At 67.6% G+C, this 14,668-nt stretch carries 21 protein-coding genes; 6 read left to right on the top strand and 15 right to left on the bottom strand.

From position 1 onward, the window contains the following. From AC1DYI_RS13535 to AC1DYI_RS13510, 6 genes are all read left to right on the top strand, one after another. Nucleotides 1-479 (top strand): type III secretion HpaP family protein (locus AC1DYI_RS13535; RefSeq protein ID WP_477204640.1); only part of this gene is annotated, 479 nt, incomplete at its 5' end. After that, nucleotides 476-1,486, top strand: coding sequence for a FliM/FliN family flagellar motor switch protein (locus AC1DYI_RS13530; protein WP_477204639.1), 1,011 nt, complete (start codon nt 476-478; stop codon nt 1,484-1,486). The genes AC1DYI_RS13535 and AC1DYI_RS13530, both read left to right, overlap by 4 nt. Continuing rightward, entirely contained in the window at nt 1,464-2,117 is a 654-nt protein-coding gene (gene sctR, locus AC1DYI_RS13525; RefSeq protein ID WP_477204638.1) for a type III secretion system export apparatus subunit SctR, read from the top strand. Before AC1DYI_RS13530 ends, sctR begins: the two co-directional genes overlap by 23 nt. An 18-nt stretch (nt 2,118-2,135) precedes the next feature. Continuing rightward, nucleotides 2,136-2,399 (top strand): type III secretion system export apparatus subunit SctS, encoded by a 264-nt coding sequence (sctS, locus tag AC1DYI_RS13520; RefSeq protein WP_477204637.1) that lies wholly within the window; start codon nt 2,136-2,138, stop codon nt 2,397-2,399. Then, a complete protein-coding gene (locus AC1DYI_RS13515) occupies nt 2,396-3,226 on the top strand; it encodes a hypothetical protein (RefSeq protein WP_477204636.1) in 831 nt (276 codons plus the stop codon). The genes sctS and AC1DYI_RS13515 overlap by 4 nt, the downstream gene beginning before the upstream one ends. After that, entirely contained in the window at nt 3,223-3,678 is a 456-nt protein-coding gene (locus AC1DYI_RS13510; protein ID WP_477204635.1) for a CesT family type III secretion system chaperone, read from the top strand. Before AC1DYI_RS13515 ends, AC1DYI_RS13510 begins: the two co-directional genes overlap by 4 nt. A gap of 15 nt (nt 3,679-3,693) precedes the next feature. On the opposite strand, the gene sctT is transcribed toward AC1DYI_RS13510, so the two are convergent. The 15 genes from sctT to sctC form a co-directional block, all read right to left on the bottom strand. Next, a complete protein-coding gene (gene sctT, locus AC1DYI_RS13505; protein WP_477204634.1) occupies nt 3,694-4,575 on the bottom strand; it encodes a type III secretion system export apparatus subunit SctT in 882 nt (293 codons plus the stop codon). A 1-nt stretch (nt 4,576) separates the two neighbouring features. Then, nucleotides 4,577-5,089 (bottom strand): hypothetical protein, encoded by a 513-nt coding sequence (locus AC1DYI_RS13500; protein WP_477204633.1) that lies wholly within the window; start codon nt 5,087-5,089, stop codon nt 4,577-4,579. Nucleotides 5,090-5,100: 11 nt separating this feature from the next. Next, nucleotides 5,101-6,423: a type III secretion system ATPase SctN gene (gene sctN, locus AC1DYI_RS13495; RefSeq protein ID WP_477204632.1), complete on the bottom strand. Its 1,323-nt coding sequence runs from the start codon at nt 6,421-6,423 to the stop codon at nt 5,101-5,103. Further along, a complete protein-coding gene (gene sctL, locus AC1DYI_RS13490; protein ID WP_477204631.1) occupies nt 6,420-7,109 on the bottom strand; it encodes a type III secretion system stator protein SctL in 690 nt (229 codons plus the stop codon). The genes sctN and sctL overlap by 4 nt, the downstream gene beginning before the upstream one ends. Next, nucleotides 7,103-7,747, bottom strand: a complete 645-nt coding sequence (locus AC1DYI_RS13485) for a type III secretion protein HrpB4 (RefSeq protein WP_477204630.1) — start codon at nt 7,745-7,747, stop codon at nt 7,103-7,105. The genes sctL and AC1DYI_RS13485 overlap by 7 nt, the downstream gene beginning before the upstream one ends. Beyond that, the gene (gene sctJ, locus AC1DYI_RS13480) at nt 7,744-8,505 is read right to left on the bottom strand and encodes a type III secretion system inner membrane ring lipoprotein SctJ (protein WP_477204629.1); all 762 of its coding nucleotides are present in this window, start codon (nt 8,503-8,505) and stop codon (nt 7,744-7,746) included. The genes AC1DYI_RS13485 and sctJ overlap by 4 nt, the downstream gene beginning before the upstream one ends. Nucleotide 8,506: 1 nt before the next feature. Next, nucleotides 8,507-8,896: a hypothetical protein gene (locus tag AC1DYI_RS13475; RefSeq protein WP_477204628.1), complete on the bottom strand. Its 390-nt coding sequence runs from the start codon at nt 8,894-8,896 to the stop codon at nt 8,507-8,509. 37 nt (nt 8,897-8,933) lie between these two features. Next, nucleotides 8,934-9,392, bottom strand: a complete 459-nt coding sequence (locus AC1DYI_RS13470) for an HrpB1 family type III secretion system apparatus protein (RefSeq protein WP_477204627.1) — start codon at nt 9,390-9,392, stop codon at nt 8,934-8,936. Nucleotides 9,393-9,462: 70 nt separating this feature from the next. Continuing rightward, on the bottom strand, nt 9,463-10,656 hold the full coding sequence (locus tag AC1DYI_RS13465; protein WP_477204626.1) for a hypothetical protein: 1,194 nt from the start codon (nt 10,654-10,656) through the stop codon (nt 9,463-9,465). 73 nt (nt 10,657-10,729) lie between these two features. Further along, nucleotides 10,730-10,972 (bottom strand): hypothetical protein, encoded by a 243-nt coding sequence (locus AC1DYI_RS13460; protein ID WP_477204625.1) that lies wholly within the window; start codon nt 10,970-10,972, stop codon nt 10,730-10,732. A gap of 55 nt (nt 10,973-11,027) precedes the next feature. Continuing rightward, on the bottom strand, nt 11,028-11,237 hold the full coding sequence (locus tag AC1DYI_RS13455) for a hypothetical protein (RefSeq protein ID WP_477204624.1): 210 nt from the start codon (nt 11,235-11,237) through the stop codon (nt 11,028-11,030). A 107-nt stretch (nt 11,238-11,344) separates the two neighbouring features. After that, nucleotides 11,345-11,743 carry a hypothetical protein gene (locus tag AC1DYI_RS13450; RefSeq protein WP_477204623.1) on the bottom strand — a complete coding sequence of 133 codons (399 nt, stop codon included), beginning with the start codon at nt 11,741-11,743 and terminating at the stop codon, nt 11,345-11,347. Between the two features lie 22 nt (nt 11,744-11,765). Continuing rightward, the gene (locus AC1DYI_RS13445) at nt 11,766-12,029 is read right to left on the bottom strand and encodes a hypothetical protein (protein ID WP_477204622.1); all 264 of its coding nucleotides are present in this window, start codon (nt 12,027-12,029) and stop codon (nt 11,766-11,768) included. Further along, on the bottom strand, nt 11,995-13,035 hold the full coding sequence (locus AC1DYI_RS13440) for a hypothetical protein (protein ID WP_477204621.1): 1,041 nt from the start codon (nt 13,033-13,035) through the stop codon (nt 11,995-11,997). Before AC1DYI_RS13440 ends, AC1DYI_RS13445 begins: the two co-directional genes overlap by 35 nt. A gap of 10 nt (nt 13,036-13,045) precedes the next feature. Continuing rightward, a partial coding sequence (sctC, locus tag AC1DYI_RS13435) for a type III secretion system outer membrane ring subunit SctC (protein ID WP_477204620.1) occupies nt 13,046-14,668 on the bottom strand: 1,623 nt, incomplete at its 5' end.

The raw sequence follows: 14,668 nt of genomic DNA, 5'->3' as shown, positions 1-14,668 counted from the left end.
ACCTCGTCGCATCGACCGACGAACCACAAAGCGACGCTGCCGCAGACGCGCCCCCTCGCAGCGATGAGCGACGCCCGCCGCCGCCCGTACAGGCCACGACGGCGGTCATTGCTGCGCCCGACGAGCCCGAGAGCGCCGCGTCGCCCGCCGTCGACACACCGGCCATGCCGTGGCCACCGGCCATCGCCTGGCTGCCGTTGCCTCAAGGGTGGGACGCGGCGCTCGTCGACACCGTGGCCACGCTGTGCCGCCGCGCCGACCCGTCGTTCGTCGGCTTCTCGGTCACCGTGCCGATGAACCCCGAGACGCTGCCGCACACCGAGTTGCGGCTGACGCTTTCGCCGCACTACCTGCAACTTCGCTTCCAGACCCAGTCGACCCGCTCGCACGACCTAGTGTTGCGGCACCTGGGCCCACTGCGCGCCATGCTGGCGCAGGCCCTGCCCGACTCGCGCCACATCGACATCGAACTCACATGACCCTGCCCGCCGCCTCATCGCGGCCGCCACTGCCGGTCGAACCGCTGGCGGGCCACCTGCCGTCGATGAGCGGTGCCGACGCCCGGCTGTCGCGGCTGGCCTTCGACGCCGACTTCGAACGCTGGTTGCGCGACGCGCTGGCCGCGCCGCAGCTCTCGGTCTCGCAGCGTGCATCGCACGCGAGCTGGGTGATCGCCGTCGACACCGACGCGGGCCGCGTCGAACTGGCTTTGGACGCGCAGGCCTGGGCACCGCTGCACCTCGCGCTGGCGATCGAAGACGCCGCGACAGCTGCTGCCGTGACCTCAGCCCTGCTGCAGCCTTGGGCCGAGGCGTTCGCACCGGCGCTCGGTGGGTCGGTCGTGTCGGTCCGTCGTCGCGATGAAGCACCCGGCAGCGATGTGGCCACGGTGTGCGTCGGTGGCCTGCTGGTGGGTCTGCGCCGGGCAGACAACAGCGTCCTGGATCGCCTGGACGGTGCTTGCCGACAGCGGACCGACCTTTCGTGCTTCGCCGCGCTGTCGCTACGCCCCCGCCTGCGGGTGATGACGCGCCAGTGGACACGGCAGTTGCTCAAGTCACTCGCCCCCGGCGACGTCGCACTGGCCGGCCAGCCGCAGGCCTCGTTGCGCTGCGGCGTGGGCCGGGTGCTGAGCGCGGCCGTTTTCATCGATCCCAAGGAGTTCACCGTGCAAGTCGCCGACTACCCGCAAATGACGGACGACGCCGCCGCCAGCGCCGCCGAGCAGCCGCCGGCCGGCACGCTCGACGAGTTGCAGCTGCCCGTCGCCTTCGAGCTCGACACGGCCCGCATCAGCCTCGCCGTGCTGGCCAGCATGYAGCCGGGCTATGCCGTGGAGCTCGATGTTCCGCTGCGCGAGGCCACGGTGCGCCTGGTCTGCCATGGCCAGACGCTGGGCCAGGGGCAACTGGTGGCCATCGGCGGACAACTGGGCGTGCGAATCACGCGGATGGAGTACACGCATGACGCCGTTGTCCCAAGTTGACCCGGTATCGCTGTTCCTCGTCCTCATCGCGCTGGCGGCGTTGCCGTTTGCCGCGATGGTGGTGACGTCGTACACCAAGATCGCGATCGTGCTGGGCCTGCTGCGCAACGCCATTGGCGTGCAGCAGGTGCCGCCGAACATGGTGCTCAACGGCGTGGCGATCATCATCTCTTGCTACATCATGGCCCCGGTGTTCATCGAGGCCTCGAAGGGGCTGACGACGGCCACGGGCAACTCGAGTGCGCAGACGCTGATGCAGGTGGCCGACGCGGCGCGCGAACCCTTTCGCAAGTTTCTCGACAAGCATGCCGAGGAGCGAGAGAAGCAGTTCTTCCTGAAGTCTGCCGCCATGATCTGGCCCCCGGACCAGGCCGCGGCGCTGAAGAAGAGTGACCTGATGGTGCTCGCCCCGTCGTTCCTGCTGAGCGAGCTGACGGCCGCCTTTCGCATCGGCTTCCTGCTGTACCTCGGGTTCATCGTCGTCGACATGGTCATCGCCAACGTGTTGCTGGCGATGGGGCTGTCGCAGGTGACGCCGACCAACGTGGCGATTCCGTTCAAGCTGCTGCTGTTCGTCACGCTGGACGGCTGGTCGCGGCTGGTACACGGCCTGGTGCTGACCTACCGCTGAAAAATCAAGAGGAAACCCATGACCTACGACGTGGTGGTGCAGCTCACTTCCGAGGCGCTGCTGATGTGCGTGATGTTGTCGCTGCCGGCGGTGGCCGCGTCAGCGCTGATCGGGCTGCTGGTGTCGTTCTTCCAGGCCATCACCTCGCTGCAGGACTCGAGCATCTCGCAAGGCATCAAGCTGTTGGCGGTGACCGGTGTCGTCGTCATCACGGCGCCGTGGGCCGGCTCGACGCTGGTGAAGTTCACCGAGAACCTGTTTGCCGCGGTGTTCCAGACATGAGGGCCAATGCCAACCGCGGTGCGTCGCWGGTTGCCGCACCAGTCCCGGCCGAGCAACGACCCGGCGCGTCCAACGCCAAGGGCTTTGCGGGTGGTTCGCACCGGGGCGCGATCTACCGCCACGCGCCGCGGCCGCAGGCGCCCTCACCCCGGCCGGGTGCGCCTCGGCCGCGGCGCCCCCCCGCGGCGTCGCATGCGGCGGGTCACCACGAAGAGCATGCGATCCACCCCGATGATCTGCGCGCCGCACAAGAAGAAGCCGCGCGGCAGGTCGACGTCAACGGTGGTCGCCAGCAGTCTGGTGCCCGGTCGGCGCGCCAGGCGCCGCCACAACCCGTCTCGACGACGACCGTACCGCCGCGCGTGCGCATGCGCCCCCCGCCGCCTCCCGTGGCTGCCGGCGCGGCGTTGCGCAGAAGCCTCGGGCCTGATGCGGCGCTGTTGCTGACGACACCGCCGCCTCAGGGCACTCCGTGGCCCAAGCTGTTCGATGCGTTGGCGTCGGCGTTCTTTGCAACCGGCGGCGCCAAGACGGCGCAACGCGTGGACGCCACGAGGGCCGCTCGCCGCCACCTGCCGCCAGACGCCAGCCCCGTCACGCTCGCCCAGGTCAAGGAAGACGCCGTCGCGTGGATGGCTGCCCAGCACAAAGGCGCTAACCCGTCAGTGCCTTGCACACCGCAGCAGCAGAGCGACAACCTGCTGTTCCCGATCTACATGCTCGGCAGCGCCCGGCCCCAACATGCMTCAGCTGCCAGCGCCTCGAACGCGCGCGCGGAGATGATCCTGCATTGCCTCGAATCGCTGACTAGAGGGAGCACCCGATGAGTGTCCAGMGTTACCACGGCCTGATCCGCGAACTGTGCGAGGTGGTGGGCCTGCCGGATGCCGAGGGCGCGATTGCGCGCAACGCCGTCGAGGTCGAAGGCTTCGAGGTGGCGCTGGGTCACTTCGAGGGCGACCCCGATGCGTTCTACCTGAACTTCAACTTCGGTGCCGTGAGCTCGGGCCGCAGCCTGCGGGTGTTCCGCCTGATGCTGGAAGCCAACCTGACCATCTACGCGCAAGACCAGGCCCAGCTCGGCCTGGACACCGACAGCGGCGCTGTGCTGTTGATCGTGCRCATCCCGATGGGCGAAGGGGTCGACGGCACCTACCTCGCGGACACCCTGAACCACTACGCCGAGCACGGCCGCTACTGGCGCGACAACATCCTGGTCGCCGAAGACGAGATGTTCGAAAGCCTGTCCTACGGCGACTACACCTGGCTGAGGGCCTGAGCGCCCAGCCGCCGTTCAATCGCTCGGTGGTGCCGAGGCAGGCGACGACGGCGAGGCGGCTGGTGTCGTCGGTGCATCGACCGAGACCTTGCTCCACCGCTCCATCTCCTTGGCCAGCGACTGCAGTGTCAACGCGGGCCGCACCTGCTCGAAGAACACCGCCACCAGCAACGACAGCATGGCCAGGGCCACCGCCCCTTTGACGGGTTGGGCCAGGTTGTTGGGCTCCAGCTTCTCAGCTGACTTGGACAAGATGCCGAACGCCAGGTCGATCAGCAACAGCACCAGCAATGCCGGCGCCGCGATCTTCATCATCATCTCGAGGTAGCTGCTCGTTTGCACGCGCACGAAGTCCTCAAGAATCGTGGACCAAGCCGGCGCCAGGCTGTTGATGGGCCACCACTTGAACGACTCGAACAGCAGCTGCGTCAATACCAGCATGCCGCCCAGGATGTAGAAGCCCGCGATCGACAGCTGCGCCAGCAGGTTGCCCACCGGCGTGCTCTGCTCACCGCTCAGCGGGTTGGTTTGCTGCACGTTGTTGTAGCCGGCCTGGTTGTCGATCAGCACCCCCACGCCCTCGGCGACCCAGAACACGGTCGACGCTGCAAAGCCGATCAACAGCCCGACGATGGCCTCTTTGCCGAGCACGGCGAGCAGCCGCGGCGTGTCCATGCCGGCAACGAGTGTGGCGGGCTGCCCCCAGGCAATGAAGATCGCCAGGCACAAGCAGACGCCGTTGCGTACGTTGCCCTGCACGCTCTGGTCGGTCATGGCCGGCAGAACCAGGAACACGGCGTAGACGCGCAGCAGGCAAACCGCCAGCAGCATCACCGCATCCTTCAGCACGGTGCCGGAGCCGACGACGGCCGAAAAGCTCGAGAACAGGTCGTTCATGTCAGGCCGCGATGCGCTCCTCGTCCCGCCGCTGGCCGACTCGGCGCGCCACGGCGGCCTCTTCGCTCTCTTCGTCTTGCAGGTCCTCGCCCTCCTGATCGATCTCTTTCAGACGCCGTTCGCGGCGCTCCTCCAGTTGTTCGTGCTGGCGCTCGGCGCGTTGCTGCGCTTGGCGCAGCTGCGCCAGTTGCTGACGCGCCTCATTCACCTTGAGCGAGGCCTGCTCGCAGGCACTGCTCGCCAGCCGCGTCGCCTCGACCAGCCCGTGCAGCACATGGCCGAGCGTGACGATCTGTTCCGGAATGAAGCGATCGGACGCCGAGAGCGCAGCGATCTGCGCGACGCAGGCTTCTTCGTCGTCGACACAGCTCAGCCGCCGCTCTTCGGCCTGGGCCAGCACCGCTTCAGCCGCGGCCACCTGCGCCACCTGGGCCTGGACGAGGCGCTCCAATTCTTCGAGACGGCGCTGCTTGACCCACAGCAAGGTCTTCAGCGAACGCAGGTTCAAAGCCACGCTGCGCCCGCTCAGCCGTTCGCCAACGCCTGCAGCTCGGCAAGCGTTTGCTCGAACGGCCGCAGGTCGCTGGTGGCCTGGTTCAGGAAGCCGCGGATCGCTTCGGTCTTGCGCACCGCCTCGTCGGCCAGCGCGTCGTTGCCGGGCTTGTACTCGCCCATCTGGATCAGCATCTCCATCTCGTCGTACTTGGCCATCAGCTTGCGCAGCTTGCCGTTGGCTTGGCTGTGCTCGGCCGGCACGATCTGCGACATCACGCGGCTCAGGCTGCCCAGCACGTCGATGGCCGGGTACTGGTTGCGTGCCGCGATCTTGCGCGACAGGATCATGTGGCCGTCCAGGATGCCGCGCACCTCTTCCGCGATCGGGTCGCTGCCGCTGTCGTCTTCGGCCAGCACGGTGTACAGCGCCGTGATCGAGCCCTTGGCCCCCATGCCGGTGCGCTCGAGAAGCCGCGGAATTTCTGCGAACACCGAAGGCGGGTAGCCGCGCCGCGCCGGTGATTCGCCAGCGGCCAGCCCGATCTCGCGCTGCGCGCGCGCAAAGCGCGTCAACGAATCCATCATCAGCAGCACGCACAAGCCGCGGTCGCGAAAGTATTCGGCGATGGCCGTGGCCACGTGCGCGGCCTTGGCGCGCTCGATCGAGGAACGATCCGACGTCGCACAGACCACCACCGAGCGGGCCATGCCCTCTTTGCCCATGATGATCTCGATGAACTCGCGCACCTCGCGGCCRCGTTCGCCGATCAGCGCAATGACGCTGATGTCGCACTGCGTGCCACGCGCGAGCATGCCCATCAGCGTGCTCTTGCCGACACCGGCCGGCGCGAAGATGCCCATGCGCTGGCCCTCGCCGAGCGTGATCATGCCGTCGATCACCTTCACGCCTGTCGGCAACGGGTGCTCGATCATCGCCCGCTCCATCGGGCTGGGCGGCATCGCGAACACCGGCCGGCGCTCGTCACAAACGATCGGCGGGCCACCGTCCACCGGCTGGCCCAGGCTGTCGACCACGCGGYCGAGCAGCGCGTCACCCACCGGGATGCTCTGGATCTCGCCCAGACCCACCACGCGCGTGTGCCCCGCGGCCACACCAAGAATCGAGCCGAAGGGCGACAGGATCGTCTGCCCATGCGAGAAGCCGATCACCTCGGCCACCTGCAGCACCGAGCCATCGCCGGCCAGCAGGTGGCACATCTCGCCCAGCTTGGCCGACAGGCCGCTCGCGCGCACCAGCGTGCCGACCACCTCGGTGACTTTGCCGCTGCGCCCAACGATCTCGCTGCCCTGCAGTTCGAGCGCCATCAGGTCGCCCAGGTCGTGCAGATTCATTCGATCACCGCCTTGCGCACCGCGCGCGCCATCGCCGCCCGCAGCGCATCCAGCTGYGTCGACAGGCTCGCGTCAACGACGCCCATGTCTGATTCGAAGATGCAGCTGCCGACCGGCAGCGCCGCGTCGACCAGCACCTCCACCGTCATGCCCATCGCCTGTAGCTCGCCGACTTCAGCCAGGCCTTCGCGCGCCGCGTCGGCGTCGCTCGCATTGACCCGCAGCGTCAGCGCCGTGGCCGATCGCGACAGCGCCTGCACGCTCTTGAGCGCCCGCTGGTAGAGCGCCGAGCGGTTCTCGCTGTGCACGATGCGTTCGACCGCCGTGGTCACCACGTCGGCCAGCCGTTCGTGCATGCCGCGCAAGGTCTTGGCGGTGTCCACCGCGTGGCCGGCCTGGCGCTCGTGCCACTCCAGCGCGGCGCTGCGCTCGCCATCTTGCCGCGCCGTCTCGCGCGCGGCCTCGATGCTGGCGTGCGCATCGGCCACGATCGACTCGGCCTGTGCGCGCGCTTGTTCCACCAATTGCTGAGCCTGCGCTTCGGCCTCGGCGAGAGCCGCCTGTGCCCGCTCCGCGGCTTCCGCCCTGAACGACGCAGCTTCTGCCAGCACCGCCACCTCCGCAGCGCGCAGCACGCCGTGCTCGACGCCGATCTCGCCGTCCGGTCCGCGCCACCAGATCAGCATGGCCACTCCACGCCTGCCTCGGCCAGCATCCCGATGGCCTGCGGCACTTGTCGCTCGGTCGGCACGCCCAATGAACCGGCCAGCCCTTCCAGCATGCGGCGCGGCAACGACAGCCGCACCAGCTCACGCACAGCGCCATCCGCTGGCGGCAACGCGGCGCACCAGTCGGCCCAGCCGATGCACGCCCAGACCACCGGCGACCAGCCGGCCACGGTCGAGTCGACAGGTTTGCCCCGCCGGCTGATCTCCATCAGCGGCTCGAAGCTGGTGGCCAGCGCGGCCCGCATCTGAGCCCGTGCCTCACGGTCGATGCAGCACCGCAGCACACCCGGCCGGCTGGCAATGGCGAGCGTGCACAGACGGCTCAAGACTTCGATGCGGGACAACAGGCAGAGCCTGGCCAACGGGTCGGCCATGCGCCCCAGGCTGGGCAATCCGCCCAGGCGCGCGGCCCACAAGCGCGGCATCACGTGGCGCGCCTGCGCCGGCGTCAGCGCGTCGGCAAAGGCCCAGGTGGGCATGATCTCGTCGCGCCACTCGGCGTCGAGGTCCCGGTGCAAGCTTTCGAGCCGCGCACCCAGGGCCAGCGCCCACACAGCCAGCCGATCTGGTGACGCGGCCGCGCGCTGCGCAGTCACGCCCCGCCCTCGGCCGGCGACGGCAGGCGGCGCGCGAGCGCGGGCGGCAACCACGACGGGCGCTTCCAGACGATGACGACCGCACCACCGCCCAGCAGCAGGACCAGCAGCAGCCCCCCGGCCACCCAGGCCCACGGTGAGCTGGCGACAGCAGTCGGCGCCGCGGCGGGCAGCATCGCGCCAGGGACCAGCGTGATGGTCACGTTGTCGTACGAGAGCCCTTCGACGCTGCGCGCCACCATGTTCTTGATCGACGGCGCGAGCTGCGGCACGTCGATCTCGGGCCGGTACTTGACGAACACCGAGGCGCTCGACGGCTTGACCGCAGTGGCCATCGGGTCGTTGTAGGGCAGCACGATGTGGACCTTCGCGACGATCACGCCATCGATCTTCGACAAGGTGTTCGACAGCTCCTGCGACACGCCGTGGATGAAGCGCACGCGCTCTTCGGTCGGTGTCGAGATCAGGCCCTCTTTCTTGAACATGTCGCCCAGCGACACGTACTTGTCATTGGGCAGCCCGTTGGCGCGCAGGACCGACAAGGCATTGACGACGTCTTTCTCTTCGACCGCCACGTTCCATGACTTGCCGCCGTCGGCCGCCTTCTTCTCGGCATCGATGCCGCGGGCCAGCAGTGCGGCCACCATCTCGTTGGCCTCGGCCTCGGTGCGCTTGGTGTAGAGATCGGTCCTGCAGGCGGCCAGTGCGGCGAGCAACGCGATGCAGCACAAGCGCCGTGCCAGTGACAGGGCGTTCATGTCACTGGTTCTTCATCAGGGTCTGCAGCCCGTTCTTGCTGCTCTGCGCCACCGAGGTGCAGGCAGAGAACTGCAGTCCCTGGGTGGCCACCTGCAGGTTCAGCTCCATCGAGCGGGTGGTCAGGGTCTGCAGGTCCATCGCCGGCGCCTCGGCGACGAAGCGCTGCATGTCGGCCACGACATGCCGCGACGACGCGTCGAGCGATTCGATCGTGCGCGATATCGATGTCGGGCCGCTATGCGCCTGGGCCGGCGTCGCCGCCGTCTCGGCGGGCGAGGTCTGGGCCATCAGTTGTTCGAAGCGCTGCGCCTGCGCGCTCAGATCGGGCGTCGGCGCCGCGGCTTGTCGAAGCACCTCGTTGGCGGCAATGGCCTGGATCGGGTCGGTCATCAAGCACTCCTGGTTGGCATCAATCGACGTGCGGCCCTCAGGCCCGCATGTAGATGGTGTGAGACAGGTCGATGGGCATCGCCAGCGGCAGGCTCTCGGCGCTCGGCGGCTCCTGGCCTTCTTCCGGGTTCAGCAGCGTGCGCACCAGGTCGAGCGCCTCCGGGCTCTTGGAGGTTTGCAGCACGTCGTTGGCGGTGTCTTTCCAGCCCGCCTCGCCGGTGACCCATTGGCAGTACGCCAGGAAAGCCTTGGCCATGCTCCATTCCGGCGCGACGGTGTCGAGGTTGCGCAGTGTGCGCATCGCATCTTCCCAGTAGCCTCGCTGCATCGCGATCCAGGCCTCGAAGGTGTCGAGTTCGGCCATCTTCGGGCGCAGCGCACGCACGCAGGTGAGCAAGGCCTCGGCATCGTCGAGGCGGCCCCGGTCGATGGCCAGGCTGATCAGGCCGACCAGGCCCGAGACAAATTCTTTTCGTTGCAACGAGGTATCGATCATGTCTGCTCCATGCGCAGGGTTGGGCACCCACCACCGACAGCTGGCCGGTGGTGGGCAGGGACACGGGCGCTCAGCGCGCCAGCGTCTTCTCCAGGTCCTTCATGCTGAACTTCTGGTCACCGCGTTGGTCCATCCGGCCCTTGCCGATCTGCTCGGCGTTGTCCGCCGCGAAGTTCAGCGCCGTGTCGGCGGCGAACTTCTGGCAGGCTTGCTGCAGTTGCGGCGAAGCCATGCTGCCGTTGGGCATCAAGCCGGTGGTGGCCACGTTCTTGACCGCGTCGAGATCGATCAGGCCATCCTTCGACAACGCGTTGAAGTTGTCCTTCAGCGTCTGGACGGTGTTGTGCTGATCGCCGGACAAGCCCTGCTTCTGCAGTGATGCAGACAGGTCACCGATGCCGACGGTGCCGTCGGCCTTGCCCTTTGCCCCACCCAGACCGTGCTTCTTCAGGAAGTTGTCCGCATCCGCCGTGTCCGGCTTCAGGTTCGGATTGGCTTCCATCTGCCGGCAGGCCTGCTGGAACTCGGGCGTGAAGTCCTTCGGTTGCATGCCCTTAGGGCAGATGCCGTTGGCCGCGTCCTTGAAGTCGTCCTTGGTCATCTTGGTCATGCCGGAGTTCTGCATGCCCTTGAGCAGCGCAGACTGGCATTCCCCGGCCGTCATCGGTCCGYCGGAGCCACCCATTTGGCCCATCGGGTTCAGACCCATTTGGCCAAGGCCCATCTGACCCATTTGACCCATCTGGCCGGCCAAGGCGCCGGCCGCGCCCAGGGCACCGCCAAGGCCTTCGACGGCCTGGCCAAGCGCCTGCATGATCTGGCCGTTGGCGCCTTGCGCCGCCGCCTGGCCCATGCCGGAGATCGCCCGGTTCAGGCCGTTCATGCCCTGGCCCAGGCCACCCAGTGCCTGCCCCAAGGCCTGGCCGGGAAGTTGGCCCAATTGGCCCAGTCCGCCGAGCGCTTGCCCGAGGCCTTGGGTCAGCCCATTCAGGCCCTGCGCCAAACCGCCGAGTGCCTGGGTCAGGCCGGCGAGCGGCGAGCCCCCCTGGCCGAGGCCGCCGAGCGCCTGCGCCACGCCCTGACCAGCCGCGCTCATCGCGCTGCCGAGTGGGTTCTTCAGCAGGTTTTCGAGAGGTTGAAGCAGTTGCTGCAGCCCCTGCAGGCCCTGCTGGAGACCTTGCAATGCCTTCTGGATGCCACCGAGAGGCGAGCTCTCGATCGCCTGCATTGCGAGATTCAACGGTGAGTTGATGCCTATGCTCATGATGTCTACTCCGTCGAGTTGTCGATTCGATGGCGCGGCGCGCCGAACGCGGCTGAAGTCCGCAAGCAGCCAGTCAGACAAGTCCCTTGACGCTGTCGCCCGCCGCCTTGAACTTCTTGCCCAAGGCTTCGGACATCGCCGCCTCCTGGCTCATGCGTCCCATGGCCAGGTTGTTCTTCATCGTGTGCTTGCTTTGCGCCGCGATCTCATCCATCAGTGACTGCGCGGTTGCGGAGCCCCCGGCGGATTGCGCGGCGCCGAGCGCCGCTCCCGAGTTCGACATGGACTTCTCCTCGCACGGCACATCCGTGCCCACCGATACACGTGAAGCGCACCGACCCACGTGGGGCCGGTGCGCTCTCGGTCTTGGGCTAGACCAAGCCCTTGACGCTGTCGCCAGCCGCCTTGAACTTCTTGCCGAGCGCCTCGGACATCGAAGCCTCTTGGCTCATGCGGCCCATGGCCAGGTTGTTCTTCATCTGCTGCATGTTCTGGGCTTCCATCTGGCCCATCATCTGATCCATCGTCGCCGAGGAACCCGCAGATTGGGCTCCACCGATTGCTGCACCTTCACCAGCCATGACTCTCTCCTAGTGTTGGAAGTCGCCTTCCGTTGCCAACGCCGATACCGGCGCCTTGAAAACAGCGAGGCGACCCATTCGCCCCGCCGAACTTCGCTTGATTGCGGTTACTGCAGCGTCGCCGCGTAGGCCAACACACCGTTGGCCGCTTCGCGCACGTGCTGGTCCGAGCTCGTCGCCAGCACCTCGTCCAGGATGGGCTTCCAGCGTGCGTCGCGTGCGAGCAGGAAGGCGGTCGCCAGCGCCACCTTCGCGCCTTCGTCGTCAGGGCTCCCCTCGACGTAGCGGCCGAGCGTTTCGGCGGCGTACTGCGCATCGCCGCCGATGCCTTGCGCGATCGCGCGGCAGACACGGAACGGCGTCGGGTCGTCCAGCGTGAGCTCCACCGCCGAGCTGACCGTGTCGGCCTCGTCGCGCACCCGGTACACCGCCCCGAGCAGGCCGACGGCCATCAGGTTGCGATAGACCAGCGGGTAGGTCGGCGTGGCGTCTTGTGCGTCGATCATGAGCGCTTCCCCTTGCGAACCGTCAGGCCGGCAGCGAGGCCGAGTGGATCGATTCCCAGACGTGGCGCACGATGCGCTGCGAGGCCCGGAACCCTTCCACCAGCTGCGAGGTCAGCTGGCGCTCGGTGTCCGGCAGGGCCGTCTGCAGGTGCTGTTCGCTCGTCTGGGCCGCATCGTCGAAGTACCCCAGCATGGCGCGCGTGCGCTCGCCTGACAGGTCGTCGGTCAGCGTCTTCTCGATGTGTGCGAGGTCAGCGAACACCGTCTGCTCGAGAGGGTTGGTCATCATGTTCTCCGTCGGAAGTCAGGGGGGATGGAGGCAGGCTCCCGCCGGCCGGTACTGCACCGTCGACGATGGGGGTCTGCAACGAAAGGTGCTTCGTGCCGTCGGCCGTCTGCACGTACTGGAGATCGTCGCCATGCCACATGGCGCCGACACGCGCATGGCCGGCCGGCAATGACTCCGAGACATCGATCTCGATGCGCGCGACCAGCGGGCCCGCGTCGGCCGCCACGCGCTTGATGTCCTCAGTCAGGCGGACCGTGTCGACGGTCTGGCCCTGCACCTTGAACACACCGTGGCCGGCGTAGGTCACACCGATGCCGGGGTTGTTCAACGCATCCGAGATCTGGCGTGCCACATCGGTCGCCGCGGCATAACGGTGCAACAGCACGTCCTCGCCGAACGGCTGCAATGCCGCTCGCACGCGAGCGACTTGCATGCTGTCGGGCAGCAGCCCTTCGACGACGACACGGCGGTCAACCTGCCGCGCCTGAAGTTCGGTGATGCCCGCAGCGCGAAGGGCCTGCTGCACCCGCTCCATCGGACTGGGCGGGGCCATGGTGGCCGAGGTGGCCGTCTGGCCGGAGACCACAGCCGCCAGGCCGCCGATCAGCATCACCGCCGCGCCGAGTGCGCCCCAGGTAAGCCTGGCGGTGGGCCGCAACGCCTTCAGGCCCCGGGCCGGTCCGCGCATCCAGGTGGCCATCAGGTCCACATCACTGGGCCATGCACCATCGGCCGGGCCGGCGCACAACACCACGTCACCGAAGCGGCGGGGAACGAAGTCCTCCAACACACCGATCCGCCGGTGTGGCGCGCCTTCTTCTCGGTAGTGAAGTGCGAGTTGCACGTGGATTCCCTTGTCCTCGATCGCCAGCGTCAGCGGGGTGTCGTCCCAATCGGTGAGTTGAATATCGGCCTGCTCATCGCTGGCGATGCGGTACTGGCGATGCTTCAACGCTAGCTGGGCACCTGCATGGACACCGGTGAGGATGCGAAGCTGTTTCATGGCCTGCGAATCACGGCGCGGGTGAAGAGGCCRGCAGTTGCGCCGGCGCCGCCGGTGCTGCGGTGACCGGAGCGGTCAGCGCGGCGACGGGCTCGCGGATCAGGCGAGGCGAGATCAGGAACAGACGCTCGGTTTGCCCCGCGGACTCGTTGCGATGGCGAAACAGCGCGCCCAACAGGGGAATGCGCCCCAGGCCCTGCACCTCGTCCACCTGCGAAGACTGACTCGTCGTGGTGATGCCGCCGATCAGCAGGCTCTCGCCCTCGCCCACATGGGCCTCGGTCATGATCTCGGTGCGCTTGACGACAGGAATGTTGTCGACGCTGGTCCGCTCGAAATTGCCGTCTTCGATGTAGAGCGAGAGCTTGATGCGCTCGGTCACGCCGCCGCCCGCCTCAGGCACCGAGGTGATCTGCGGTGTGACCTGCAGCAGCGTGCCGGCCTCGACCTGGAACAGATTGGCCTCCAGGTTGCCGGCCACACGGATGGTGGCCACGCGCTTCTCGCGCATCACCGCCGGCCGGTTCGCCACGCCCAGCACTTTCGGCTTGGCGATCACGCGGGCCTTGCCTTGCGCGCTGAGCGCATCGACGCGTGCCATCAACTCGCGGCCGGCATCGGCCCACAGCGTGCTGATGCTGAAGGTGTTGGTCGTCGAGCCTGGCGGCTGCGTCACCGAGACACTGCCGCGCGAGCCCTTGACGCTCCAGTCGATGCCCAGCGAATCGATGCTGTCGCTGCTGACATCGATGATCGTGGCCTCCAGCTCCACCAGCACCGGCTGCACGTCGAGACGATGGATCAGCTCGACGTACTCGGCCATGCGTTGAGGCCGACCGAGGATCACGATGGAATTGGTGCCTTCGTCGGCGATGAAGACCGGCGCGGCGTCTTCGTCGATCGGGCTTTGCAATCCGCGGCCACTGCCTTGCGGCTTGGGAGCCGGCTTCGCACCGGCGGCCTCCTGCGGCTTGCGGGCCAGCACATCGGCCAGCCGGTTGTCGGCCCCCATCACGCCTTGCAGTGCGCGCAGCTTCTCGGGTTGCACATCTGTCAGCGCCGGGGCATCCTGTTCGGTGCTTCCGGCGTTTGCACCGGCCGCGTATACCGAGGTCATGATCGACGCGAGACCACGGATGCGCGCCTGGCCCAGGTTGCGATCACCGGCTGAGGCGAACCGCAGCGGCACGACGCGCACCGTCTTGCGGTTGCGCTCCATCGCGCCGACGTCCAGCGATTCGATCGCTGCGCCCACCAGCTCGACATGGCGCGGCGGCCCGTAGACCAGCAAGGTGCTTTCGGCCGCGTTGAACCGCAGCGGGAAGCGCCGGTCGCCGATCTGCAGCGAATCCAGCAGGTCGCTGACCTGCTCGCGCCGAAAGCCCTTCAAACGAAACAAGCGGCTTTGCACGCTGCCGGCCGGATAGAAGTAGAGCGCGGTGCCATCGTGGTACCAGATAACGCCATAGGTGCGCGTCATTGCGTCGAGGAACTTCTCGGGCGTGGTGTCGAAGTTCGCTTGCACCGTGCCTTCGATGCCGTCAGCGATCACCGCAGGCAGGCCCTGGCTGGATGCGAAATCGAGCAGCACCTCGGTGACGCGCTTGCCCTCAGCGCGGTAGACGAAGCGCGC

It is taken from the genome of Ideonella sp. P3_A4 (assembly GCF_056403075.1).
Note: the sequence above shows the minus strand (reverse complement) of the source record. Positions and strands in the feature narration are given on the sequence as shown.